Raw genomic sequence first — 25,238 nt, forward strand, 5'->3', positions numbered from 1 at the left:
TGGTTCATGAAAGGAGGTACCACAAAAGGGGGCTATTGCCTTCGTCTTGGTTGAGATGGAGGTCTGTTGATCCACAGGTGCGTCGATGAGAGATCGATTTCGGGGAGGTTTTTTGGGTTCGATTTACCTTTTCTTCGTAGCTTGTGTGATCCTTTATTACCATGATCTTCTAGGATGAAGGGAGATATAAAGAAGCCTCTTTTGGTGATTTTAGATAATCGACCAAGACCTTCTGCCTCTTCGAGGTGATTGTCGTAAATTGGCTAAAGGTGCAACCACTTGGTTGGGGTGGCCAGTTTTTAAGTGCTTCTGAGTACTTAGGGTCGTGACTTCAAATAGGCGACATTGATGATGTGCGCGCTAGAGATTGTACGGGTAATACGGGCAATTCAGGAGATGAGGATGGTTCAATTCCATGTAATCTCCCGGAACGATAGCGCAAAGGTGTGGCTTTTTTCTGAAAATGAAGACGCTCTCGCTACCAGCCAGCAGCTGTTGTTGTGGTCGACCACCCACTTCCTCCACAGGTGGTGGGCATTTGGGTAGATTTTAGGTATTGAATAGGCGCCATAGATGTGCCGCCGTTGTCATAGATAGAATAATAATTCCCGGTTTGAGAGTAGGTAGTTATGCACTCGGGCGCGTAGGTTCCATGTGGAACGCCTCCAGTGGCATACCAGACGTCTACTTCGTTTACTTTACTGGGGGCTATGGCGTCGACATAGCTCAGAGAAGGTTCAATCTTGGCCAACTGTGTGGCGTTGATAGAGCTGTAGCCGTTGTGTTGGAAGAAGTAGATCTTCTCTGCCGAAAATGCATTTCTAAGAGTGGCTTCCGCCTGTTTATTCTGCGCGGATGCTGAAACGCCAAGATAGGTTGGGATGGCGATAGCTGCTAGGATTCCAATGATCAAGACTATGACCATCAGCTCCACCATGGTGAATCCGTCTTGAATATCGGTAAGTCTACTGGCAGCCGCCAAGCGCCTTTTCATCTTCTTGTCGAACTTCCTTGCTCGATAATCCTTGCTCAAAGAGATTGAAGGTGGTGATTGATCCTCCTCATCTTGCGAGATCTATCGTCAGTCCTTAGAACTTCCTTTAAGATCTATTATTGGTAAAATTATCTTCTTATACTCGGCCACTTTGATTATTGAGATCTCCTTTACTAGATGCCGCCACTATAACCAAACCGCCTTTATCTCCATAGGAAGAGCCTCCAGTTATCGTGGACCTAACGGTGAGTGTGTATTTAGCTTTTTTACTTTGATGAACAGGCAAAAAGAGATCTGCTTGGCAATAATTATGTAGATTTTGGTCCTGTGGGACTATGAGTGCGGCCAAGATTTGAGCTGAGGTATTTGTGGACTATGTCACTTTTTGAAGTCCTCGGAATGACGTTCTAATTTTGCAACCAGGTAGAGATAGATCGAAAAAAGGAGGTGATGGCGCTTTTATATCGATCTTGCCGTTATCAGCGAGTTATTGATTACACAGTGAGATACTGCTCCGAGTCGAGGTCAATCTCCACTTAGAGCAGTATCTTGTGATTATAAATGAACAATCAGTCGTCTTATTTAGATGGTTCTGAGCGGATCCGTTTTGGATGCGTCGATTCCAAGTTCATCGATAGCACTTTGCACCAATGTCATTGGGACCAGCTTCTCCTGCGCGAGGGAATTTAATATTCCCACTACGATTTGTGGAGCATCTATTTCAAAGTATCTGCGTAGGTTCTCTCTTGTATCAGATCTACCGAAGCCATCTGTTCCCAGTGGAGTAAAGTTCCTATTGGCAAGGAATCGTCCCACTTGATCTGGAACTGCTTTCATGAAATCTGATACCGCAAGAATGGGTCCTGAGGATGCATCGAGAACGGAACTGATAGTTGATTGACGAGGGGCGGAGAGGGGGTGGAGACGGTTGTAACGCTCGGTTTCAAGAGCATCTTCACGCAGACTCTTGTACGAGGTGACCGAGTATAGGTCAGCCGCCACAGAGTATCTCTCTGTTAGTATCTTCTGAGCTTCTACAGCAGCTAGCCAAGCAGTTCCCGAGAAGAGAATTGTTGCCCTAAGGTTTCCATTTTCATTCTCGATCGATGGCGCTTGTCTAAATAGATAGATCCCATTTATTATCCCGGCTTTTACCTCCTCGAAGTCCACGCCTTCTGGCATAGCTGGCATCTGGTAGTTCTCGTTGTAGAGGGTGATGTAATAGATCTCATCTTTTTGAGGCACCCCATACATCTCATTTATCCCGTGTTCTACCAAGATTGCCATCTCGTAGGCGAATGCTGGGTCATACGCCCGAACGCTAGGAACGGTAGAAGCTAGCAAGAGGGAGTGACCGTCGTTGTGCTGAAGTCCTTCACCCATCAGAGTGGTACGCCCTGCGGTACCGCCAATTAGAAAGCCGCGCGACCTAGCATCGCTCGCGGCCCATATCTGATCGCCAGTGCGTTGAAATCCAAACATTGAATAGAACATGTAGAACGGAATTGTGGGGCATCCAAAGGTGGAATAGCTGGTTCCAGCGACCTGGAAGGTTGCCATTGAGCCAGCCTCGGTAATTCCCTCCTCGAGGATTTGCCCGTCCACGCCCTCTTCGTAGGAGAGTAGTAGGCCGGCGTCCACAGGGGTATACCTTTGTCCCTGCGACGCGTAGATCTTGACATCTTTGATGAGCGATTCAAGGCCAAAAGTTCGAGCTTCATCTGGAATTATCGGAACCACTCGGTTGCCTATACTTGGATCTCGAACAAGATTTTTTAGCAATTTGGCAAATGCCATCGTCGTGGACGCCGAGACCCGTCCTGAGCCTTGATAGAACTCTTTGAAGCATGCCTGCGCTGGCATGGGAAGCGGTGACGCCTTTACAGTGCGAGATGGCGAGTTTCCTCCCAAGCTCCTTCTCTTTTGAATCATGTATTCATAGACATCGCTGCCTGGCTTGGGGCGAATGTATGGTGGTAATTTTGTTTCAAAAGCAGAATCTGGAAGTTCTAGATCTAAATCTAGGGTTTCACGAAGGGCAAGCAACTGATCCCTTGACATCTTTTTGATCTGGTGAGTTGCGTTTCGTGCCTCTATTCCTGATCCTAGAGTCCATCCTTTGACCGTCTTTGCCAAAATAGCCGTTGGTGCACCACTATGTTCGGTTGCAGCTTTATAGGCCGCATAGAGCTTCTTGTAGTCGTGGCCGCCTCTTGGAAGCTTTACCAATTCATCGTCAGATAAATGCTCAACCAATCGTCTAAGTCGAGGATCTGGCCCGAAGAAGTGCTCTCGTATGTATGCACCAGTTTCGGTAGCGAGTTTTTGAAATTCCCCGTCACAGGTTGAATTCATCTTGTTGAGCAGAACACCGTCGATATCTCTGGCTAGCAGTTCGTCCCATGCACTTCCCCAGATCACCTTTATGACGTTCCATCCAGATCCACGCAAGGTGGCTTCGAGCTCTTGTATTATCTTTCCATTGCCTCGAACTGGGCCATCTAGGCGTTGTAGGTTGCAGTTGACGACCATTACTAAGTTGTCAAGTTTCTCGCGACCGGCAAGTGAGAGCCCTGCAGTGGTCTCGGGTTCGTCAAATTCACCGTCACCGACGAAGGCCCAAACGGTAGATTCAGAGGTATCACAGAGCTGGCGATTTTGTAGATATCTATTGAAATATGCTTGGTTGATTGCCGTGAGCGGCCCGATTCCCATTGAGACTGTTGGAAATTCCCAAAAGTCAGGTAGACATCTTGGATGCGGATACGAAGGAAGTCCATTTCCACCCGTCTCCATTCTGTAATTGTCGAGTTGTGCCTCGCTCAATCGACCTTCAACAAATGCGCGTGAATAGATTCCTGGCGATGCATGGCCCTGAAAAAAGACCTGATCACCAGGCCCACCATTTGATTTTCCCTTGAAAAAGTGGTTGAAACCAACTTCATACAAGGTGGCCGAGCTTGCATAGGTTGCCAAGTGACCCCCGATGCCATCGGATTTCATGTTTGCTCTGGTCACCATAACTGCGGCGTTCCATCGAATGTAACGACGTATCTGTCGTTCCATCTCCTCGTCGCCAGGGAACCACGGCTGTTGTTCGGGTGGTATCGAATTTATGTATGGAGTTGAAACGGTTGCTGGAAACCCTACTTGACTCGATCGAGCAGCTTCGAGGAGTCTCAGAAGGATATAACTTGCCCTTGATTTTCCCTTCCCGTCAACGAGGGAATTGAAGGAATCAACCCACTCCGTGGTCTCTTGAGGGTCGATATCTGGTATTTGGTGTGAAAAGCCATCGATTATCATACTCTGAATCTAAGCACTTTTTTTGCTCTCTGTCACATCTGAGCATTAAAGGTGATAAATTGTCTCCTTCGATTTGGCGACATAGTTGTAGTATTACCAGTTCAAAGTAGTTTTCAATCACCGCAGACTCCTTGGTTCGATCCATAGTTTCCATCGAGGGAGGTCCTTGATCGAGATGGCGTTGTTTGGAGTCCTTGAATTGTGAACAATGACGGTTGAAATTAACAAGCATTTTTGCCCTAAATTGAGCTTTGAGGGACGGAATTGGTCGAATTAGCTGTCGAGCCGTTAAATTGACTCTAAATTCTATACCATGGATATTTCTGGAGCATCTGCAATTGTCAGCGGGGGAGCATCCGGTCTCGGAGCCGCCGCCGTTAGAAGAATAATCGAGGCTGGGGCCTTTTGTACCGTCTTGGATCGCGATGAAGAGCGTGCCAAGGCATTCGCTGGCACTTTTGGAGATCGAGCCGACTATTTTGGAGGTGATGTCTCCGATCCGACCGACGTTTTGGGCGCTATCGAATTGGCGTCCTCGAAGGCACCATTGCGTCTCGCTGTAAACTGTGCCGGAATCGGTGCTGCTGAGCGTACTATCGGTAAAGATGGGTCCCCACACAAGCTCGAAACCTTCGAGAGAATCATGCGAGTGAACCTTATAGGAACCTTCAACCTGTTGCGTCTTGGTGCTCAGGCGATCTCAAAGTCCGAGCCAATGGAACATGGTGAGCGAGGTCTTGTCGTAAATACTGCTTCGATAGCGGCTTACGATGGACAGATCGGTCAGCTTGCCTACTCCGCATCAAAGGGTGGAATCGTTGGTATGACACTGCCTGCTGCACGAGATTTGGCTGCTGCTGGGATTCGAGTAGTAACGATTGCCCCAGGAATAATGGATACACCACTACTTGGTCAGCTGCCCGATGAGATTCGTGGTATTTTGGCCGCTGGAGTTCCTTTTCCGCATCGACTCGGTCTGCCAGAAGACTTTGCATCTTTGGTAATGGAGATTGTTCGAAATGGCTACATCAACGGCGAAGTCATTCGTTTGGATGGCGCACTTCGGATGCCACCCAAATAGGCCTTAACTGCAGTCGTGCCATTCGACTATCAATATTTCGACTATCCATGAGAGTTAATTCCGTCTCTATCCATCGATAAGGAATTAGACCGACAACGATTAGCTCGACATTATCGAAGTGAGATTTTCCCTAGGGCCAATCGTTGCTTCTAGGGATTTCCTTTCTAAGAGCGGTGATAGCGCCCGAAGTGCTATCGGCGAATGGTTAGGTGCGGTCTTTGTCGCTGCTTTTATGTGAGGGATTCTTTTGCTTGGCCACAACCTAACTCCTGGTTAGGTGTATTCGATTCTCAAATAGCATTAGTTAAGTGAAATATTACGATCTTGGAGATCAAAAGATCTCCGCAGTGGGCCTTGGAACGTGGCAATTTGGATCAAGAGAGTGGAATTACGGTTCAGATTACGCCTCCTCGATGGCTCGTGCGATACTAGAGCGCGCGCTTGAATTGGGTGTCACCCTAATTGATACGGCTGAACTATATGGATTTGGAGAGTCTGAGCGAATAATCGGAAGAGTTCTAGGACGACAAGCCAAGGACGTTTGCGTCGCGACTAAGGTTTGGCCGGTCTATACCTCTGAAAAGTATTTTGCCCTGCACGCCAAGAAGAGTTCTGAACGCCTCCAGTCGTCAAAGATAGACCTCTATCAGGTACATTTTCGAAATCCAGCATTTTCGAATTCATCTTTATCTCGCGCTCTTGATGGCGTGGTATCGAGAGATTTAGCGGGTAAGTTCGGAATATCTAACTTTTCTAGGTATGACTGGGAAGATCTCGAGAGAAAATTTGGCCGACCGATATATTCAAATCAAGTTCACTACTCGCTCTTGCATCGGCGAGCGGAAGAGGAGATTATTCCATTTGCTCAGGCGACCAAACACCTAGTGATTGCATATTCTCCCTTAGAGCAAGGTATTTTATCGGGGAAATATAGTTTTGATAATCGTCCACGCGATATTCGTCGCATAAATAAACACTTTGGAATCGATGCAATCGAGCGAATGCAGCCACTTCTCATTGCCTTGGCGAAGATCGGTGCCAAATATGGTGCATCCAGTGCACAAATTGCATTGGCTTGGATAATTTCACACCCGAATGTTGTTGTGATACCTGGCGCTTCAAGTGTCTCTCAGCTAGAGGCAAATGTTGGCGCCGGAGAGATCGTTTTGGAGAATGGTGAGATTGAAGAGCTCAATGAGCGATCTTATCAATATGAGCAATCGGCCATGATGCCGATTCTTCGAACCTTGAGAACTCGGCTGGGTATTTAGATCTTTGGTTTAAAGTCCATGGTGTCGCCTTGAAACAGTTGTTTTGAATTGAAATTTTAGGAAGTGTACAGATATGCCCAAGTTGATAAAATCCAAGAAGGCTGCTATCTTGAGCCTTCGTATAACTGCTGGTTGGACTTTTTATGTGTGGGCACGGCTAGTGCGTAATATGGTTAGAGACAAGGATCATTCTCGCACATTTAGATTTGTACATATCGCCCTTGGTATCGTCTCAATAGTTCTTGGATTTTCTGGGTTGGCCGTCTCGAACTATATCTCTGACGAGGTGGGCCAATCGGTTAATCCTAAAAATTAATGCCTCCGGAGACAAGAATTAAATCAAATAATTGGGTGAGACGACTTGCGAAAATAGTATTTTCTCATCGTCTTGCAGTGACTACAGCCCTCGTAACTTCTGTTTTGGGCATGTTGATTCAAGTTGTGATACCGCTTTTGGAGCGTCAGATCATCGACTCTACGATGGTAGTACATAAGTACAGTCCTGCCGGTCTTGCTATTGGTATTATCATTCTGGCACTTGGAGCATTTGGCCTCTCGTTTCTGCGACGTTATTTTGGGGGCCGACTCGCCTTTGACGTTCAGCATGACATTCGAAGTAGGATCTTTTCTCACTTGCAACGCCTTGACTTTGCCCGTCACGATCAGCTTCAGAGCGGGCAGCTTGTATCTAGAGCCAATTCGGATGTCGGGCTAATTCAGGGTCTTTTATCTTTTTTGCCTTTGATGTTTGGAAATCTGTTCATGCTCGTTGTGAGCCTTGGCGTGATGTTCTATCTCTCTCCGATATTGGGATTGATAGAGTTCTGTGCTATCCCCTTGCTTGGAAGTGTCGCCTATAGACTCCGCGCAAAGGTTTTTCCTGCAGTCTATGACGCTCAAGTAAAAGAAGGCGAAGTCGCGGTTGTCGTAGAAGAGTCGATCAGTGGCGTTCGAGTCGTAAAGGGGTTTGGACGCGAGAAGGCGCGCTTGGCAGAGCTATCGCGGGCCGCTCTCGCTCTATTTCGCTCCTCGGTCAGAGTCGACAAGATTGAGGCTCGACTCCAATCTTCGCTCTCTTCGTTGCCGGGACTCATACAGGCGCTGGTTTTGTTGGTCGGTGGTTACCTGGGGCTGCACCATGAGATGACAATTGGCACCTTCTTGGTCTTTTTTTCCTATATAGTTCAGATCGGTGCACCTATTCGACAGGTTTCGGTTCTGGTAACCTTTTCGCAGCAGGCAAAGGCGGGTGCAGAGCGAATCTTTGAACTCCTAGACGCTAATCCGCTTGTCAAGGATGCGGAATTTCCAAGCGAGATGCCTCTTCTTCCGGCAACGATAGCCTTTAGTGATGCCTACTTTGAATATCAACCTGGAAATCCAGTCCTAAAGGGTCTCTCCCTAGAGGTAGAGGGTGGATCTGTAACAGCTTTTGTCGGCCTTTCGGGTTCGGGAAAATCCACTTTGGCGCTATTGCTACCGCGCTTTTATGACCTAAATCGCGGTTCGATCGCTATTGGCGGCGTTGATATAAAAGAGCTCTCAATTGCGCAGTTGCGAAAAAAGATAGGAGTTGTCTTTGAAGAGAGTTTCTTATTTTCGGATACGATCGCTAAAAATATTGCCTTCGGCTATCCCGATGCGACATTGGAGGAGATTCGAATTGCAGCTGAACGGGCGGGCGCCCTATCTTTTATCGAGGGTCTTTCAAATGGCTTTGACACTGTGGTCGGAGAGTATGGAATTACTCTCTCTGGCGGTCAACGCCAGAGAGTTGCTCTTGCTAGAGCACTCATAACAGATCCTGATATTTTGATTTTGGATGACGCCACCTCTTCGGTAGATGTGACAACTGAGGCTGAGATCAACCAGGCTCTTCGTGAATTTGCCAAGGGGAGAACGGTCTTGGTTATTGCCCATCGCCGTTCTACTTTGAGCCTCGCTCAGCGGATAGTCGTCCTTGATTCCGGGCGTGTGGAAGATAGTGGAAGCCATAGCGAGTTGATCGATCGATCTGCGATCTACAGAAAGCTGATCTCTGCTGAGGGCGATGAGATCTCTGAGGGCGATGAAGAGTTAACTACTACCTTATCTGGATCAACGACCAAAGCACCTTCAACTCCGTTAGCTCAGTCTCAAGGTTTTCGTCTTGCACGGGGTGGCAGGGGAGGCGGTGGTGGTCCGAGAGATGCTGCACTTAGCCTAACTCCGGGGTTGGCGCAAGCTCTAAACAGCCTTCCGGCCGAGGAGATGACTCCAGATGTCGATGAGGAGTTAGTGACCAAAGATGTTGATCATTTTGCATTTTGGCGTTTTATATCGCCATTTCGCTGGAAACTACTAGCCAGTTTTGCCTTCTTGTTGGCTGATACGATCCTTTCACTCGCTGGCCCATATGCAATAAAGACCGGTATCGACAAGGCGTAGTAGGTGGCTCTTTGTCGATGATCGTTCTTGTCTCCATCTTCTATGTCTTTGTGGTCCTTTGTGACTGGGGCGCTGTCTACATGCAGAACATCCTCTCTAATATCACTACCGAGCGAATCCTCTATGGCTTGCGGTTGCGGATCTTCTCTCATTTGCAACGTTTGGGGCTTAGCTTTTACGAATCTGAGATGTCCGGCCGTATCTTGACTCGCATGACTACCGACGTGGTTGCTCTTTCGAATTTGCTACAGAGCGGTTTGACTGGCGCCTTGGTGAACCTATTCAGTTTTGTGGCAATCTCGATAGTTATGTTGGTTATCGATCCACGTTTGGCCCTGGCTGCCCTCTATGTTCTCATTCCGCTTGCCATAGCTACAGTTTGGTTTCAACGTCGCTCAACGAGAGCTTATAGAGTTTCACGAGAGAAGATAGCTGCGGTGAATGCCAATCTTCAAGAGGGGATCTCTGGGGTTAGGGTGACCCAGGCCTTTTCCCGCGAAGCTCAAAATGCAAAAGAGTTCAATCGGGTATCGCAAGGGTATCGTGACTCTAGGGTAAAGGCGCAGCGCTTAGTGGCTATCTACTTTCCGTTTGTCCTCTTTCTCTCTGACTTAGCTTCGACTTCGGTTTTATGGTATGGATCGAATCTTGTCAACGCAAAGGTGATATCGGTTGGCGCTGTGATTGCTTTTACCCTATATATCGATCAACTTTTTGCGCCACTTCAGCAGCTTTCTCAGACCTTTGACCAATTTCAACAGGCAAGAGTATCTCTGGTTCAAGTCGATCGACTCTTGAATATGCCAACAACGACACCGGCCTCTTTGACGCCGATAAAGCCGCTGATAGATAGTGGCGAGATCGTCTTTGAGGATGTGGGATTCTCCTATGACGGAAGTGATCGAAACGTTATCGAGGCTATCTCAATGCACATCAAAGGTGGCGATACCGTAGCTCTAGTCGGTGAGACAGGAGCAGGAAAGTCTACAATTGTGAAGTTGATCGCCCGGCTTTATGATCCAACTGATGGGCGAATTCTTATAGATGGCCAACCGCTTAAAGATCTTGATCTAGATGACTTTAGATCCCATCTAGGTTATGTGCCCCAAGAGGCTTTTCTCTTTTCTGGGACCATTGCATCCAATATTTCATTTGCTCGTCCTCAGGCTTCATTCGAGGAGATCAAGGAGGCGGCAACGGCTGTAGGGGCCGATTCTTTTATCGATAAGATTCCAGGTGGTTATAGCTATGAAGTGAGCGAGAGAGGTAGAGCGTTATCTAGTGGACAGCGTCAACTGATCGCTTTAGCTCGTGCATATCTGGCTCGACCGAAGATCTTGATTTTAGATGAAGCTACCGCCAATTTGGATCTATCTAGCGAACGCAAGGTGACACAAGCAATGGGAGTGGTTGCAAGTGGCCGCACATGTATCTTGATAGCACATCGACTTCAGAGCGCTGCTCTTGCTGATCGAATCTTTGTAATTGGCGATGGTCGACTTCTTGAGGAGGGTTCTCACGATGAACTCTTGCGTAATGATTCCGTTTATGCATCTCTTTGGCGTGAATCTAACGACTCTAGCACCTCAAGGATTGCATGATTTGGTGATCTTTCGTTTCAATTTGAATTTTTGCTCGGAATAGCCCGGGCGACTGCCACTAGGAGACAATCGCGCAATTCATAGATCAACTATTTCGGATGGTATTTTTTGACCCAGACTGCAATTGCCTTGCCTTACTTGGCATTAAGTACAGAGTTTATAATCCAAAACGGGTTAAATCCACTTGTGCAATTATCCCTCAGACCTCATTGCTAGATTGAAGAAAGAAAGCAGATCTATATGGGTTTTGCCCAATGCGCTAGCTCGTGGTGCTTAGATTCTGCCATGGCAGTGAGAGCTTGCCACACACTTACACTTATGCTATGGAGTTCTGGAACCACAACACCGCCTACCATGTCTTCATTCTTGAGGTAGCTCATGGCCTGAATGGGGACGTGCTTGACGTTTCGGTGTGGGGAGGGCCTTTTGCTTGAACGACTATCTTTCCTTTCGCGATCTGTAGTTGGGATCGACCCTGATTCTTGGGCGATCATGCGAGCCCGTGTGCGAATTGATGGGTTAGAGAATGTGAGAGTCATCGAGGGTGATTTCATGGAATTGATATCGAGTACGACTCTTATGACCTGGTCACAATGGTTGCTAGCCTTCATCACATGGAATTTGAGAGAGCGATTTCACGGGTAAAACTGCTCTTGCGTCCCGGGGGCAAATTGATAGTGATTGGTCTTAGCGCTAATAAGTCGATCGGAGATTGGACGCTATCAGGGTTGTTTCTTCCGGCCGTTCGCCTTATGAGTCGACTTCACTGGGAAGTTCGAGAGATCCAGGTGGTGACTAAGGTTCCGAGTCAGAGTCTGCGAGAGATCAAAGTGATCGCTGGTCATCTTTTACTGAATTGTAAGATCAAAAGAGGGCTTTATTATCGCTACATCCTTAGCTGGACGAAGGTCTAATAGTCAATGTGGTATCGATATTTTCAGAGATAGCATAATTTTCAGATAGAACGGGGAGGCTGTATTATACAAAGCTCTCCAACTCATATGTGAGACTTGGGGTGTTATTGGGGCTTCTTTGGTCAGATGGTTATCTAATTTTGGTTTTCGTCTGGGGTCTCTCGAAATTTTGTTATCGCTGCGATGGTTGTCTAGTAGGTCTCTGTGGTGACTTTATAGGAGTAGAAATATGAACGTTGGCGACTTGGTGGCAGATTTTGAACTGTATGACCAGAATGAGCAGTTATTTCGTTTGAGCGAAAAGTTAAAGGGCGGTCCAATAGTTCTGTTTTTTTATCCCGCTGCCATGACTAAGGGATGCACCGCCGAGAGTTGTCATTTTCGCGATCTCAAAGAGGAGTTTGAGCGGGCTGGCGCACAGCGCGTTGGGATTAGCGCCGATAAAGTTGCCAAACAAAAGGAGTTTTCCAACCTTCATGACTTTGATTACCCGCTTTTATCTGATGTCGATCAGGTCGTAGCTGAGCAATTTGGGGTAAAAAGGCGATTTGGTCCTATACCCGTCAAGAGGCACACCTTCGTTATTGGTCAAGATCAGAGGGTTCTTGAGATCTTTGCCTCTGAGTTTGCAATGAATGCTCATGCTGATAAGGCCCTTGAGTTCTTTAGGACCAGACAAGCCGGGTAGGTTGGCAGGTTGATCCAGAAAACTTTTGAGCGATCTTTTTTATAGATCAGTTATTCCTGAACTTTAAAGATATCTATCCATTTACAAACTATATTGAACATATGTTCGATATAGTTTTATTATGGGCAGACAGGATTTAGCTAAATTTTCGGCAATTGTTGCTCCAACAACTTTAGCTATCGATCAGCGGATAGAGGTTCTGGATAAGTTTAGGGACATCTTACCTAACTCTTCTTTGCGTCGGGGATCGGTTGGTGTGCTTGGCGGTGAATTAGGGAGCGGAATTACATCACTCTTATTTGGACTTCTGGCAAGACCTAGCTCTATGGGGAACTGGATTGCTATCGTAGGCAGCCCGAATCTTGGTTTTGCTGCAGCTAGGGATCATGGCGTCGACTTGAAGAGACTTCTCAATGTGAAGTGTACCTCTTCGGAGGCGGTTGAGATCGCCGCCATTATGTTAGATGGCTTTGATATTGTAGTTTTATCTTCTCCGCTTGATGCGACTCGCGCACGAAAGCTTTCGGAACGCACAAGAAAGACAAAGTCGATCCTTATCTATCTTTCTACCCTTGGAAAAAAAGGGGCGACCTGGCCGGGTAGTTGTGACTTTTCCTTATTGGCCAAAGGATCGAGTTGGCAACTCGATGGAAGTGCTCCAATTGCAACTAGAACGCTGAAGATTGAAGTGAGCGCAAACAAGTGGGCCGCTTCCAAGATGCAACTGGTCGTTGGACTATGAGGCGTTATGGATCCAGTCAGAGTCTGTTCGAAGAGTTAGATCAGGTAAATACTCCACGAATGCTCGTCATCTTTGTCCCTAACTGGCCTTTTCTGTCACGTTCGATCTCTCAAGATCAACAGGCGATTGTGGTTGACAACAAAAGGGTAGTGGCGGTTACATTGGCTGCACGGGCTCTTGGCATAAGAGTTGAAGATCGCATTGAGGCCACATTGGAAAAATCCTCGGAGTTGTTGGTGATCGACTCCGACTACGACTTAGAGCTCTCGCAATTTGAAAGAGTGATCAATGTCGCAGAGGAGTTTTGCCCTGAGGTCGAGGTCTTTTCTCCTGGTCTGTGTGGCTTCAACCTAAAGGGACCGGCAAAGTATTTTGGTGGTGAGGCGTCTCTCTTGAAAAAGCTCGCAAAGGCGCTGGGAAAGATTGACTTTGAGGTCTATGCGAATCCCAGCAAAAAGAGGCGGAGTCCGGATCGACCTTTCTCAAATTCCACCTTAGAAGAGGAGTCAACTTCTGACTATGGTAGTTGGTTTTTGTTCGGCGTGGCCGATGGCCTCTTTTGCGCTAAGGTCGCCTCTGGCTTTGGCGTTGTGGTCAAGGTGGGTTTCACCAAGGAGTTTCTATCGGGTTTCCCTATAGAGGTCTTCGGGCAAGGACACGACTTTGAAACTATGAGATCCTCTGGCATCGATAAGGTCTCCGACCTACTGGAGCTTCCTCGCAATTTGCTTATCGAACGATTTGGTTCGATGGGTAGACGACTGTTCGAGCTGGGAAATGGGATAGATGGCAGTGGGATTCAAAAGAGGGATGTGAAGGCCAGCCACTCTGTTAGAGTCGAATTTGATCCTCCGGGCTATTTGGCTGAGACAATTATCTTTTCCATGAGATCAAATGTGGATCTTCTTTTTTCCTCCCTTTACGACAGAGGACTCTATCCGCTAAGGGTGAGAGTGGTCTTTGAGACGGAGTCGGCCGAGACTTTCTCTAGGGTGTGGACCAGTGGGATTCCTATATCTACTCAGTTTCTTTTGAGTTGGTCCCGATGGCAACTTGACTCGTGGACTACGCCTAATTCAAAGACCAATCGAGAGCCACCAAGTTCAGGGGTGGTCTATTGTGAGGTTGAGGTCCTAGATGTCACCTCGAACCCCTCGGTACAGCTGGATCTCTATTCCTGCGCCTTTCACCCCAAAGAGCAGGTCTTGAGGGCGATTGAAAGGGCCAAGGCGCGCCTTGGAGACGGCTCGATTACCGTTCCGAAGAGCAATTCGGGAAGATCTCCGAGAGATAAGTTTAAGTTGATTGAGTGGCAGTTGCAACTCTTTGAAGAACCTCAAGATTCATCGAGGATTAGCTCTTCTCCTTGGCCGGGCCAGGTCCCAGGTCCTGAACCATCTTTGGTCTTTGACCCTGTGGTTCCAATGGAGATATTAGGAGTTGATGGCCTAAAGGTAAGCGTTAGCGGATCGGGGGAGTTTACCTCGGAGCCGCACGAGATAGTTATCAACTCTCTTTTTGAGAGGCCTAAGAAGATCTCAAAGATTATAGGACCATGGCCGATGAACGAGAAGTGGTGGGACTCCAAAAACTCTAAAAGGCTAGCAAGAATCCAAGTTGTGGCTGATGACGGAGTTGCGATGATGGCGATAATTCAAAACTCTAGATGGTACCTGGAGGCGATCTATGATTGATCATCTTACGGCTGGTCGATTCTTTAGGCCCCTTGAGGTCGAGAGGTATTTGCCCCAGAGACCCTTGGTCGTTCGGGTTCACAACTAATATTGTAATCGAACAGATGTTCGATTACAATATTAGTTGTGAACGATAACCCAAAATACGCCGAGCTTCACTGCCACTCTAATTTCAGTTTTTTGGATGGTGTTTCAAGTCCAAGTGAGATAGTTGAACGAGCGATAGATGCGGAACTTCCGATCTGTGCCATAACTGATCACAATGGCCTCTATGGCGTCGTGGCTTTTGCAGGAGCTGCACGAGGGACCTCTCTCAAGACGGTTTTTGGGGCTGAGTTGACCATAAACTCCACAAAGCCAAGAGACAATATTGAAGATCCTCAAGGTGAACATCTAGTTATCTTGGCTAAAAACCCCAGTGGCTATGCGAGCCTTTCTCGCGTGATTTCCAAAGGTCATTTAAAAGATTCAAATAAGGGGGTCTTTGATCTTTCTCTTGATGACCTGTCTCGTTGTGACTATACGGATTGGGTCATACTTAGTGGATGTCGCAAGGGTGGCTTGTCGTCCGCTTTGATTGAAAATGGTCCCCAGGCTGCTCGAAGAGTTGCCAAAGAGCTCTCTGAAATCTTTGGTAGAGATAGGTTTGTTATCGAGTGTTGGGATCATGGAGATCCCCTAGATCAAGCCCGTAACGATGAATTTGTTAAGATCGCCACAGACCTTGACTTGAATTGTGTTGCTAGCAATAACGTTCACTACGCCAGTACTAAGAACGCTAAATTGCATTCGGTTACCGCTGCTATTAGGGCTGGCAAGAATCTAGATGGAATTGACGGATGGCTTCCGGTGGATCAGATGGCGCACTTGCGTTCTCCGAGGGATCAACTTCGTCGCTTTCGTAGATATCCAGAGCTGGTCTCTCGGGCCTATGAGATTGGCCTTGAATGCGCATTTGATCTTTCACTGCTCGCTCCGGCTCTGCCTAATTCTTTGGTTCCCCATGGTCAGTCTCAGACGTACTACCTTAGAAGCCTGACTATGAAAGGGGCGACCGAACGCTATGGTCCAAAGGATAACGAGAGGGTCAAGGGGGCCTATGCTCAGCTTGAGTACGAACTTAAAATAATTGAAAGGTTGGGATTTGGTGGATATTTTTTGATTGTTTGGGATATTGTACAATTCGCTAGATCCTCTAATATCTACTGCCAAGGCAGGGGGTCGGCTGCAAACTCTGCAGTTTGCTATGCCCTTGGAATAACCAATGTTGATCCGGTCTCGCTGGGGTTGCTATTTGAGAGGTTTCTTTCAACAGAGCGAGATGGCCCTCCAGATATCGACGTTGACTTTGAAAGTGAGGCTCGGGAAGAGGTTATTCAGTATGTCTATGAAAAGTACGGTCGTGACCGTGCCGCCCAAGTTAGCAATGTAATTACCTATAGATCGCGTTCAGCCATACGAGATGTGGCGAGGGCTTTTGGCTATCCAACCTCTGTGATCAACACTTGGTCAAAGCAAGTGGACCGCTATAAGTCCTTGGCGGAAATGGTGGCTGTTAGAGATGCAAAAGGGGAGCCGATTTTAGATCTTCCGCCAAGAGTTGCGCAGTTCGCCACTGAGATTGAACGGTCTCCGCGACATTTGGGTATTCATACCGGTGGAATGGTGATTTGCGATCGGCCAATTGTGGAGGTATGCCCGGTTGAGTGGGCTCGTCGTCCTGGAAGAACCGTACTCCAATGGGATAAGGATGATTGCGCTATAGCGGGTTTGGTCAAGTTTGACCTTTTGGGTCTGGGCATGCTAGAGGCCCTTCATCGCATGGTGGATACGGTCTTTGGTTACTACGGGCAAAGGTGCGACTTGGCGCTAATTCCCCAAGAAGATGTCGTCTACGAGATGCTCTCACAGGCGGATACGGTAGGAGTCTTTCAAGTCGAGAGTCGGGCACAGATGGCAACGCTACCTCGACTGAGACCAAGACACTTTTATGATCTTGTTGTTGAGGTGGCTCTGATAAGGCCAGGACCCATCCAAGGTGGTTCGGTTCACCCCTATATCCGCCGACGAAATGGTCTAGAGAAGGTTACCTATCTTCATCCATTGTTAGAGAAATCTCTCTCTAAGACTCTTGGGGTACCTCTATTTCAAGAGCAACTCATGCAGATGGCAATCGATGTGGCCGGATTTACCCCATCTGAAGCAGACCAGTTGCGCCAGGCTATGGGATCCAAGAGATCTAAAGATCGAATGGAAAAACTCAAAGTTCGCTTTTATGAGGGGATGGCTCGAAATGGTATCGTCGAGAGGACGGCAGATGAGATCTTTGCGAAATTGGAGGCCTTTGCCAACTTTGGGTTTCCCGAGAGTCATTCGGCGTCGTTTGCCTATCTGGTCTACGCTTCGGCTTGGTTCAAGTACTTCTATACTGCTGCATTTACAGCCTCGATTATAAATTCTCAGCCAATGGGTTTTTGGTCAAGAGAGACTCTTATAGAAGATGCTAAGAGACACGGTGTTGAAGTGCTAGGTCCACATGTGAACTTCTCAAGCGTTGAATGCACCTTGGAAGGGCCATCGGTCGTGAGGGACCCCTCTTTTGTTGCCTCTGGGAATGAGAGGCCGAAATCCGAAGGTGGCTACATCTCTGACATCCATGAACGTTGTCGGATTGGGCCCAATCTACGAATAGGAATTGGTCAGATAGCCAAGGTAGGCAAAGCCATGGCATCTTCAATAGTTGCGAATGCACCATATCTAAATATTGAAGATCTTGTGATCAAGACGTCAATTGATAGAGCGCAACTTGAGTCTTTAGCTAGCTCAGGGGCCCTCGAGGGACTTACCTCAAGTGGGGCTGGAGCTACCTTGACGAGGAGGCAGGCGATTTGGATAGCAGAGCCTTTGGCTAGGCGTGCCTCGAATGGTTTGCCCGGAATGACACTTGGAGACGAGGCTCCAAAACTAAAGGAGATGACCTCTAAGGATAGGAGCTACATGGATTTAGCCGCATTTGGAATGACACCAACTAGTCATCCAATGGCATTTTTTCGGGATCGATTGTCTGGTTTTGGTGTCTCTTTGGCAAGTGAGCTAGTGGCGCGTAGAAATAGAGATCGAATTAAGGTCGCAGGAGTCGTGACCCATCGTCAGCGACCGGCAACGGCTAACGGGGTAACTTTTATCAGCCTTGAAGATGAGACTGGATTGATGAATGTGGTGGTGGCAAGGGATATATGGGATAGCCACAGACAGATAGTTAGGCTTTCGAATGCATTGATCATCGAGGGAGTTTTGGAGAGCTATTCCGGAGTGGTAAATATCGTGGCTAAGCATATTGAGCCTCTCGATATCTCCATAGGTTCAATGTCGAGAGATTTTCACTAGCTCTTTCGACGTCGAACGGATATGGTGATATTAATTTAAGTTCGTGAACAAGATCCCAAGTCTTGTTATTTTTAGCTATTTCCTGTTGTTCTTTAAGATAGATCTTTATATAGATTATTTTGCTAGATCTCTTTAGCGTCAAATACTTCAAATCTAATTTTGTACCTTATGCCTTTGATATCCAAGTTAAGTTTTGCTCGTTAGATAATTAAGCTAGGTAAATAACCATTTTAATGTGACTTTTTATGTGAGATAGCGTTTAGTGATTTGATCCGATTTTTATAAGTAAAAAGTTGCTAGCCGTTTTAATTATAAAGTGTGTCATTAGCTTAGATAATTGATTAATTATAAATTTATATTGAATAAGTATTCTCAGCTTTTATAAAGTGACTTCGGTGCTTTGGTCGCCACGATGGATCGAGGATCAACTTGATCGGTACCGAAGATGGAACTAGGCACTTGGTAAAAGATATAGCTAACCTATAAGACGATGAAAGCGGTGACTGTAGGTATGAATATCTGGACTTGATTGTCCAAAATGCGCTATATCGCTTTTATGTGTTGGTCTTTAGTACTCTAATAGCTATCTCAGAGCTATCGAAATAGCTAAAAGGTCGACTCTTTGGTTGGCGGTGACATCGAACTTCTCAAAGGTTTTTATTCTATCTTTGTAACCATCCATCTGGTCTATGACCTTCCTTCGGTGCCTCATTCGTGTTTGGTACTTTCGGCGGACAAGATATAGTGATTGGCGAGGTGATGGCGCCTTTGACGGTCATCTTTGACTCCATTGAAAGCGCCTCATTTTATTGATCTTTCATTTCATTCATCTTTGTGCTGCTGATCTCTGCGCTAGTTGGTTTAACTTTCAAAGAAAGAGATATTGATTTTTAATTGAGGGTTAAGGCATGGTTTCCACCTGAAATATTAGACATATTAGGATTTTCATATTTCAGATAAGATTACCTATCTGGCTAATTTATTACTACGAAATCTGTCAGTGGTAATAGCGACCATTAATTCAAAGATGTATCTATTTTTGGTTGTTGGTTAGTTCCATCTACGACGACAAAAACTAATGCGCCTATCGCAATTGTGGTGCCGATGATTTGGTTGAGATTTACCTTATCTCCAAGTAATATCCAAGCAAATATCATTGTCACAATCGGAGTGCCAAGGGTAAGAATAGAGGCCAGAGTTAGCTCCAAATGGCTGTGAGCCCAATTGATGAAGAAGTGACCACTACCTGGAATGATCGTAAGAATTGCAACCAAATATAGGCTGTGTATTGTGATTGAGCTGGCACCGCCCAGAAAGATGCCAAATGGAAGGACTACCAACGCAGCGGAGATTTGCATGCCTGCTTGGTATTCAATGGTATCTATTTTGAGGCGGGCTTGTTTGGAAAATATAAAGTAAAGTGCATAGGTTACTAGAGCCAATAGGGCAAGGAAGTCTCCAAAGAGTGAGTCGTGTCCCGACCTAGGGGCGCCAAAGACGACAAGTGCTGTGGCTGCTATGGCGACAATGGAACCGAATATCGTTTTGGTGGTGACTTTTTCTCCGAAGAGTCTTCCAGATACCGTCATCAAGAGGGCAGGCTGCAGCGCGCCGATGACTGTTGCTGTGGTCGGTGAGGTGTACTTTACCGCGCTGAAGAAAAAGAGGCTGTTTAGGCCGAATGCCACACCTCCCCAGAGGCCCAGCTTTAGGATTCTAACGGTAAGTTTTCGGCGGGTTAAATAAGCCATTGCGATGGCAATTATGGCTCCAAGGCTCATTCTAAGGACCGATAACAGAGGTCCGGAGATTGGAATCATTCTTGCTAGAACGTTGCCGTAACCCCATACAGCGACTGCATATGATGCTGCGAGAACTCCACCTGGTGAGTTTTTGGTGGTGGCGTGCTTAACATTCATCTTTGGCGGTTCCTATTCTTTGTGTTGCAGCTTTTAAAGGGTTGACTTTTTGGGTCTCCCATCAAGCTTCAAAAGGAAGTTGGTTGATTCGATGAATCAAATGATCTTCCCGATTTAAGGCGATCTATCCCAAATTGAGTGATATGGCGTGCTTAATTAACTATTAAAAGTTTGCCTTTGCGAGCTTTGGAATTTGCCGACCCCGCTCGTATGGAATCCTGCTGGCTGCTCTCAAAGCATTTGACATTATTTGTCAAATAGCTCTCATTCCCACAGGGCAGAATCTCTTGCGGAACCCCCAGTAAAGCTTATTGTTTTACCTTGAGGTGATCTGTCATTTATAGCGACAAAATAATCCATTGTTTGTTGGAAGAATAAATATATGGTCATTAGTGAGTTATTCGTTTCCCTAACGGCTTATTGGTGGGGTATGGCTCGGTTAGGCGGAAAGAATTGGGCGATAAATGTTACAAATTCGCAGATATCGACCTTGGATGATGTCAAACTCTGTTATGGAAAATTCGAGATTGATCGCGGACGAGGTTACAGTTCGATTTGGCGGTCTGGTTGCCTTGGATCGAGTTTCGCTAAATGCTAATTTGGGTGAGGTTCATGGAGTTATTGGCCCAAACGGGGCGGGGAAAACGACACTCTTTAATGTCTTGTGCGGATTCGTAAAGCCGTCATCGGGAAAGTTGACCTACTTTGGGAATGAAGTCAAGACGCTACGACCAGAGCAGCTTTCAAAGATGGGAGTCTCTCGGACCTTGCAAGGTCTTGGCCTCTTCTCTCGAATGACAGTGCTTGAAAATGTGATGATTGGCGCGACGTCGCTGACCAAAGTGGGGCCATTTCGCTCCCTATTGGGAGTAGGAACGACTGTCACCGAGGAGGCTCGAATCAAGGATTTGGCGCTTTCGGTGATTGAAGATTTGGGTCTTTCCTCTTTTGCTAAACGCCTTCCTCCGTCGTTACCCTATGCCATCCAAAAGAAGGTTGCTCTAGCTCGAGCACTAGTTCTATCTCCGAAGTTTATCCTTCTTGATGAACCAGCTTCTGGTCTTTCCAACGTTGAGATGGACGAGCTCGGTGATTTAATCCTAGGTCTCTCCAAGAATTTGGGTGTTTTGCTAGTCGAGCATCATATGGATTTGGTCATGCGGGTATGTTCGACAATCACAGTCTTGGACTTCGGACGGGTGATAGCGAACGGGAATCCCAGCGAAATTAGGGTAAATCCAATAGTAACCCAAGCTTACCTTGGGGAAGATGTTACTATTTGACACCTTCGATTAATGGTTAGAAGTTTACTTTTTACAGGGGGAGAAAAAGTTGCTCATAGTTGAAGGGCTTTCCGCGAGTTATGGCCCGGTGAGGGCGCTACGCGGAGTTACCATGTCGGTCGATCGATCTAAGATCACGGCGGTCCTTGGAGCTAATGGTGCTGGTAAAACGACGTTGCTTCGTACGCTATCTGGATTGGTAAAGGCAATTGATGGAAGTGCTTCCATAGACGGATTGCACTTCGAGAACAAGAACCCAGAAGACATAGCTCGAATGGGAATCTCACACGTTCCCGAAGGGCGTGGCGTTGTTCAGGAGATGACGGTGGATGAAAACCTTCGCTTGGGAGCAATTTGGAAGAAGGATTTTGACATTAAATCCAAATTGAATTGGGTCTATGAACTATTTCCACCACTGCTTCCGCGATCCACTAAGGCAGCCTTTACCCTTTCTGGAGGTGAGAGACAGATGCTTGCCGTAGGACGAGCATTGATGTCTGAGCCAAAAGCTCTTCTTTTGGATGAACCATCCTTAGGGCTGGCTCCATTGGTTACTGCTGGGATAATGTCACTTCTTCGAAAGCTATGTGACGATCAGGGCCTTGCAGTCTTACTAGTTGAGCAAAATGCGAGAAGTGCCTTATCGGTCGCTGACGAAGCTGTGGTGCTCTCTTTGGGCGAGGTGGTCGTATCAGACAAGGCCTCTGCTATCAAGGAAGATGCCGCTTTGCGTCATCACTATTTAGGTTTTTAGGTGCCCAATGGGAGACTTTTTGACGATGGAATTTGATTTGGGGGAAGATTGAGTAACCTTGGTAACTTTGTGCTGATTGGTTTGAGCAATGGCTTGATCTATTCAGTTGTGGCGATATGTATCGTTTTGATCTTTCGGTCCACCAGAGTGATTAATTTTTCACAAGCCGCATTGGCTATGTTCTCTACCTATGTGGCTGTCTCCCTCATAGATCGGGGTGTGCCTTACTATCTGGCATTTTTGATCGCGGTAATCTTTGGTTTTATAGCCGGGGCACTGATTGAGCGCTTTTTGATGAGGAGGGTTGAATCGAAATCGCCCCTTAATGCTGTGATCGTTGCAGTTGGCGTACTTATCACCCTTGAAGCGATGGCCGGCGTCATCTGGGGGGCAACTCTCAGAAACTTTCCATCCCATTTTTCTTTGATAGGAATCAAAATTGGGAAATCAAGATTAGGTATTTCACCCTTTGACATATTCATATTGGTTGTTGTCTTGGTCTTGCTTGGTGCTTTAGTCTTTTTGTTTCGCTATACCAAACTTGGAATGATGATGCGGGCTTCGGCTTTTGCTCCCGAGGTGGCACGACTCTTAGGGGTTAGGGTTGGAAGGATGTTGACGTTAGGGTGGGCGTTGGCCGGTGCTGGCGGTGCCGTTGCAGGAATGCTCGCAGCCCCGCGTGTCTTTCTATTTCCAAACAATATGGATGCAGTTTTAGTTTTTGCCTTTACAGCTGCAATCATAGGTGGACTTGATTCGCCGGTAGGCGCTCTTGTTGGAGGGTTGATAATGGGAGTATCACTCTCGCTAATAGGCGGCTATCTGGGTTCGGACCTAGAGAATCCGGGTGCATTTTTGATTCTGGTGGTAGTACTGATGGCCCGGCCACAAGGACTCTTTTCTTCAATTTCGGAACGGAGGGTCTAATGGAGGAGTCAACGATTTCAGGTGAATCAAATGAGAATCTCGTCTCAGAGATTCCACCAAAGCAATTGGATCAAGCTGCGTCAGAGAAGATCAAGTTGCCCTTATGGAGATTGCCACTTATTCGTAATTGCGGAATAGGAATTGTCGCAATTGCCTTGTTTTTTGTAATAAGCGGTCACTTAAGCCTCTATCGCAACTATCAACTTGCTGAGGTGGGGCCCTATATATTGGCGCTTTTGGGTCTGTCTCTTTTGGTTGGCCAGAATGGTCAGATCTCCATTGGACATGGAGCCTTAATGGCGATCGGAGCTTGGACCTTTGCCCTTTTTCAACTTCATACCAAATTACCATTAGCGGTTCTTTTGATCTTGGCGACGCTGGTGACCTTTATCTTTGGTTCTTTGTTGGGATTGGTGGCTGCTCGACTGAGGGGACCCTATTTGGCAGGCACTACCCTCGCTTTGGCGTTGGGATTACCCGATATAGCGACTCGATATCGATCTCTTTTTGGTGGTTATCAGGGGCTTCAAATTACACAACCATCTCCACCTGCCTTTTTGGGCGCAACCTTTTCTGCTCAGCAATATCTAGCTGTTATTGATATGATTTGTATCGTAATTGGTATCATCATATTTGCAAACCTCATACGCTCCAAGACGGGGCGCAATATGAGGGCTGTGAGGGATGACGAAATTGCAAGTCGAATTTCGGGAATTTCAGTTCAAAAGACCCAAGTCTTCGCCTTTGCTGTCTCCGCTGGGGCTGCTGGTTTGGGCGGCGCATTGTTGGCTTTGGTCTCGTCGAATGTCTCTCCGGGCGCATTTACCCTTACCCTTTCAATATCTCTTTTGGCTGGAATGGTAATCGGGGGAACTGGAACCATAGCAGGTCCGATTTGGGGCGCATTCATAATGGTCTACGTACCACAGTGGGCCACCACGGCTACAGAGAAATTGAACCTGAACCAGGGAATCGCGGCGAATCTATCCTTGGGCTTATATGGAGTACTTTTGATCGTGATTATCTTGTTGGCTCCAATGGGGATACAGGGTCTTTTGAGAAGTGGATTTTCAAAGCTTGTGTTGAGACGACAAGGCAAATTATCTAAGTGAGACTATTGAGCCTTCTGGCTGACTTTCATCATTTTTATCCCATGATTACGCTTTGAAGCTCCATAATTCGATGGCGGCGATCAGATGGATATCTTTATTATTTGACTATAGATCATCCCAAGTCGGAGTTTTTGTGCCTTGAGGTCGGCTTTTAATTTTTAAGGTTTTTATCTGATACGGGATCGGCCATCTTATTCGAATAATTTTCTTATCGATCTCTATTTTTATCTCCTAAAACTGTGAATTGACCAACATTTCGTCCGCGGATTGTCTAGTCTTAGTGAATCACATCAGACAACTATTGATTTTGGTTCGGGCGGGGTGCCCGAAGCCATGAATGGTCAGTATTCGTCGTTGATAATTAGGGGGAAATAAATGGGGAATAAGCGTTCATCGTTGACGAAACGCTTTCGTATCTTGGCAGCGGCTGCTTCATTAAGTTTGCTAGCAGCAGCCTGTGGTAGTTCGACAACTTCGTCCGGATCTTCTGGGTCGAGTTCGACTCCAGGGGCAACAAAAAACACTGCATCTGCTCCTGGGATTACTGCTACAAGCATTTTGTTTGGATCGCACCAGCCATTGACTGGACCAGCAGCACCGGGTTATTCCGAGATAGCGCCAGCAATACAGGCATTTTTTGACTATCTCAACGCCCATGGTGGGGTATACGGGCGAAGTATTACCCTAAAGTACGAAGATGATGCGTATAATCCGGCTCAGACTGTTCAGGTGGTACAAAAGCTTGTCTTACAGGATAATGTGTTTGGTATTTTGGGCGGTTTGGGTACGCCAACTCACCAAGCAGTCGTCAACTTTTTGAATACCAATAAGATTCCGGATATCTTTGTTTCTTCGGGTTGTGATTGTTGGAATCAGCCTAAGATCCACCCTTATACCTATGGATTTGAGCCTGATTACATAATTGAAGGCAAGATCTTAGGAACCTATATCAAGAGCAAGTATCCCGGAATGAAGATCGGTGTCCTCTATCAAAATGATGATTTCGGTGGCGGTGGATTGATCGGCCTCAAGCAGATATTGACCTCAGGACAGATCGTCTCGGCTCAACCGTATGACCCAACTACTCTTGCTAATGGCCTTGGAACGCAGGTTGCCTCACTTCATGCGGCAGGTGCCC

At 46.8% G+C, this 25,238-nt stretch carries 18 protein-coding genes; 15 read left to right on the top strand and 3 right to left on the bottom strand.

Annotated features, from left to right (window positions below; genetic code table 11):
• Window positions 1–478 precede the first annotated feature (478 nt).
• Entirely contained in the window at window positions 479–994 is a 516-nt protein-coding gene (locus ACIDITHRIX25_RS000000102730) for a prepilin-type N-terminal cleavage/methylation domain-containing protein (protein ID WP_082058542.1), read from the bottom strand.
• A 582-nt stretch (window positions 995–1,576) separates the two neighbouring features.
• The gene (gene aceE / locus ACIDITHRIX25_RS000000102735; protein WP_213333489.1) at window positions 1,577–4,300 is read right to left on the bottom strand and encodes a pyruvate dehydrogenase (acetyl-transferring), homodimeric type; all 2,724 of its coding nucleotides are present in this window, start codon (window positions 4,298–4,300) and stop codon (window positions 1,577–1,579) included.
• Between the two features lie 313 nt (window positions 4,301–4,613).
• On the opposite strand from aceE, the gene ACIDITHRIX25_RS000000102740 reads away from it, so the two are divergent.
• The 10 genes from ACIDITHRIX25_RS000000102740 to ACIDITHRIX25_RS000000102785 all read left to right on the top strand — a co-directional run bounded on the left by ACIDITHRIX25_RS000000102740 (window position 4,614) and on the right by ACIDITHRIX25_RS000000102785 (window position 18,105).
• Complete coding sequence (locus tag ACIDITHRIX25_RS000000102740; protein ID WP_052605052.1) at window positions 4,614–5,381, top strand: SDR family NAD(P)-dependent oxidoreductase; 768 nt, start codon at window positions 4,614–4,616, stop codon at window positions 5,379–5,381.
• A 308-nt stretch (window positions 5,382–5,689) separates the two neighbouring features.
• Complete coding sequence (locus tag ACIDITHRIX25_RS000000102745) at window positions 5,690–6,652, top strand: aldo/keto reductase (RefSeq protein ID WP_201732127.1); 963 nt, start codon at window positions 5,690–5,692, stop codon at window positions 6,650–6,652.
• Window positions 6,653–6,725: 73 nt separating this feature from the next.
• Entirely contained in the window at window positions 6,726–6,968 is a 243-nt protein-coding gene (locus tag ACIDITHRIX25_RS000000102750) for a hypothetical protein (protein ID WP_052605050.1), read from the top strand.
• A 77-nt stretch (window positions 6,969–7,045) separates the two neighbouring features.
• The gene (locus tag ACIDITHRIX25_RS000000102755) at window positions 7,046–9,079 is read left to right on the top strand and encodes an ABC transporter ATP-binding protein (RefSeq protein WP_201732128.1); all 2,034 of its coding nucleotides are present in this window, start codon (window positions 7,046–7,048) and stop codon (window positions 9,077–9,079) included.
• A gap of 17 nt (window positions 9,080–9,096) precedes the next feature.
• A complete protein-coding gene (locus ACIDITHRIX25_RS000000102760) occupies window positions 9,097–10,680 on the top strand; it encodes an ABC transporter ATP-binding protein (RefSeq protein ID WP_201732129.1) in 1,584 nt (527 codons plus the stop codon).
• A 563-nt stretch (window positions 10,681–11,243) separates the two neighbouring features.
• A complete protein-coding gene (locus ACIDITHRIX25_RS000000102765; RefSeq protein ID WP_283770456.1) occupies window positions 11,244–11,594 on the top strand; it encodes a class I SAM-dependent methyltransferase in 351 nt (116 codons plus the stop codon).
• A gap of 229 nt (window positions 11,595–11,823) precedes the next feature.
• On the top strand, window positions 11,824–12,282 hold the full coding sequence (locus ACIDITHRIX25_RS000000102770; protein WP_052605047.1) for a peroxiredoxin: 459 nt from the start codon (window positions 11,824–11,826) through the stop codon (window positions 12,280–12,282).
• 121 nt (window positions 12,283–12,403) lie between these two features.
• Window positions 12,404–13,024 (top strand): DnaE2-dependent mutagenesis accessory factor ImuA', encoded by a 621-nt coding sequence (gene imuA', locus ACIDITHRIX25_RS000000102775; RefSeq protein ID WP_201732131.1) that lies wholly within the window; start codon window positions 12,404–12,406, stop codon window positions 13,022–13,024.
• A complete protein-coding gene (locus tag ACIDITHRIX25_RS000000102780; protein ID WP_201732132.1) occupies window positions 12,985–14,718 on the top strand; it encodes a DNA polymerase Y family protein in 1,734 nt (577 codons plus the stop codon). Before imuA' ends, ACIDITHRIX25_RS000000102780 begins: the two co-directional genes overlap by 40 nt.
• A 126-nt stretch (window positions 14,719–14,844) precedes the next feature.
• Window positions 14,845–18,105 (top strand): error-prone DNA polymerase, encoded by a 3,261-nt coding sequence (locus tag ACIDITHRIX25_RS000000102785; protein ID WP_249685830.1) that lies wholly within the window; start codon window positions 14,845–14,847, stop codon window positions 18,103–18,105.
• Between the two features lie 1,016 nt (window positions 18,106–19,121).
• Here ACIDITHRIX25_RS000000102785 and ACIDITHRIX25_RS000000102790 read toward each other — a convergent pair.
• Window positions 19,122–20,024, bottom strand: coding sequence for a DMT family transporter (locus ACIDITHRIX25_RS000000102790; protein ID WP_201732133.1), 903 nt, complete (start codon window positions 20,022–20,024; stop codon window positions 19,122–19,124).
• A 512-nt stretch (window positions 20,025–20,536) separates the two neighbouring features.
• Between ACIDITHRIX25_RS000000102790 and ACIDITHRIX25_RS000000102795 the strand changes: the two genes are divergently transcribed.
• The 5 genes from ACIDITHRIX25_RS000000102795 to ACIDITHRIX25_RS000000102815 form a co-directional block, all read left to right on the top strand.
• The gene (locus ACIDITHRIX25_RS000000102795) at window positions 20,537–21,307 is read left to right on the top strand and encodes an ABC transporter ATP-binding protein (RefSeq protein ID WP_201732134.1); all 771 of its coding nucleotides are present in this window, start codon (window positions 20,537–20,539) and stop codon (window positions 21,305–21,307) included.
• A 49-nt stretch (window positions 21,308–21,356) separates the two neighbouring features.
• Window positions 21,357–22,061 carry an ABC transporter ATP-binding protein gene (locus ACIDITHRIX25_RS000000102800; RefSeq protein WP_201732135.1) on the top strand — a complete coding sequence of 235 codons (705 nt, stop codon included), beginning with the start codon at window positions 21,357–21,359 and terminating at the stop codon, window positions 22,059–22,061.
• A gap of 48 nt (window positions 22,062–22,109) precedes the next feature.
• Complete coding sequence (locus tag ACIDITHRIX25_RS000000102805; protein ID WP_052605041.1) at window positions 22,110–22,988, top strand: branched-chain amino acid ABC transporter permease; 879 nt, start codon at window positions 22,110–22,112, stop codon at window positions 22,986–22,988.
• On the top strand, window positions 22,988–24,100 hold the full coding sequence (locus tag ACIDITHRIX25_RS000000102810; protein WP_201732136.1) for a branched-chain amino acid ABC transporter permease: 1,113 nt from the start codon (window positions 22,988–22,990) through the stop codon (window positions 24,098–24,100). The genes ACIDITHRIX25_RS000000102805 and ACIDITHRIX25_RS000000102810 overlap by 1 nt, the downstream gene beginning before the upstream one ends.
• Before the next feature lie 375 nt (window positions 24,101–24,475).
• Window positions 24,476–25,238 (top strand): ABC transporter substrate-binding protein (locus tag ACIDITHRIX25_RS000000102815; RefSeq protein ID WP_213333490.1); only part of this gene is annotated, 763 nt, incomplete at its 3' end.

This window comes from Acidithrix sp. C25, from assembly GCF_904848545.2.

Bases quoted from the DNA above. Each gene is read 5' to 3' on its own strand.
- ACIDITHRIX25_RS000000102730 (WP_082058542.1), bottom strand. From the start codon at position 994: ATGAAAAGGCGCTTGGCGGCTGCCAGTAGACTTACCGATATTCAAGAC.
- aceE (WP_213333489.1), bottom strand. From the start codon at position 4,300: ATGATAATCGATGGCTTTTCACACCAAATACCAGATATCGACCCTCAA.
- ACIDITHRIX25_RS000000102740 (WP_052605052.1), top strand. From the start codon at position 4,614: ATGGATATTTCTGGAGCATCTGCAATTGTCAGCGGGGGAGCATCCGGT.
- ACIDITHRIX25_RS000000102750 (WP_052605050.1), top strand. From the start codon at position 6,726: ATGCCCAAGTTGATAAAATCCAAGAAGGCTGCTATCTTGAGCCTTCGT.
- ACIDITHRIX25_RS000000102760 (WP_201732129.1), top strand. From the start codon at position 9,097: ATGATCGTTCTTGTCTCCATCTTCTATGTCTTTGTGGTCCTTTGTGAC.
- ACIDITHRIX25_RS000000102770 (WP_052605047.1), top strand. From the start codon at position 11,824: ATGAACGTTGGCGACTTGGTGGCAGATTTTGAACTGTATGACCAGAAT.
- imuA' (WP_201732131.1), top strand. From the start codon at position 12,404: ATGGGCAGACAGGATTTAGCTAAATTTTCGGCAATTGTTGCTCCAACA.
- ACIDITHRIX25_RS000000102790 (WP_201732133.1), bottom strand. From the start codon at position 20,024: ATGAATGTTAAGCACGCCACCACCAAAAACTCACCAGGTGGAGTTCTC.
- ACIDITHRIX25_RS000000102795 (WP_201732134.1), top strand. From the start codon at position 20,537: ATGGAAAATTCGAGATTGATCGCGGACGAGGTTACAGTTCGATTTGGC.
- ACIDITHRIX25_RS000000102810 (WP_201732136.1), top strand. From the start codon at position 22,988: ATGGAGGAGTCAACGATTTCAGGTGAATCAAATGAGAATCTCGTCTCA.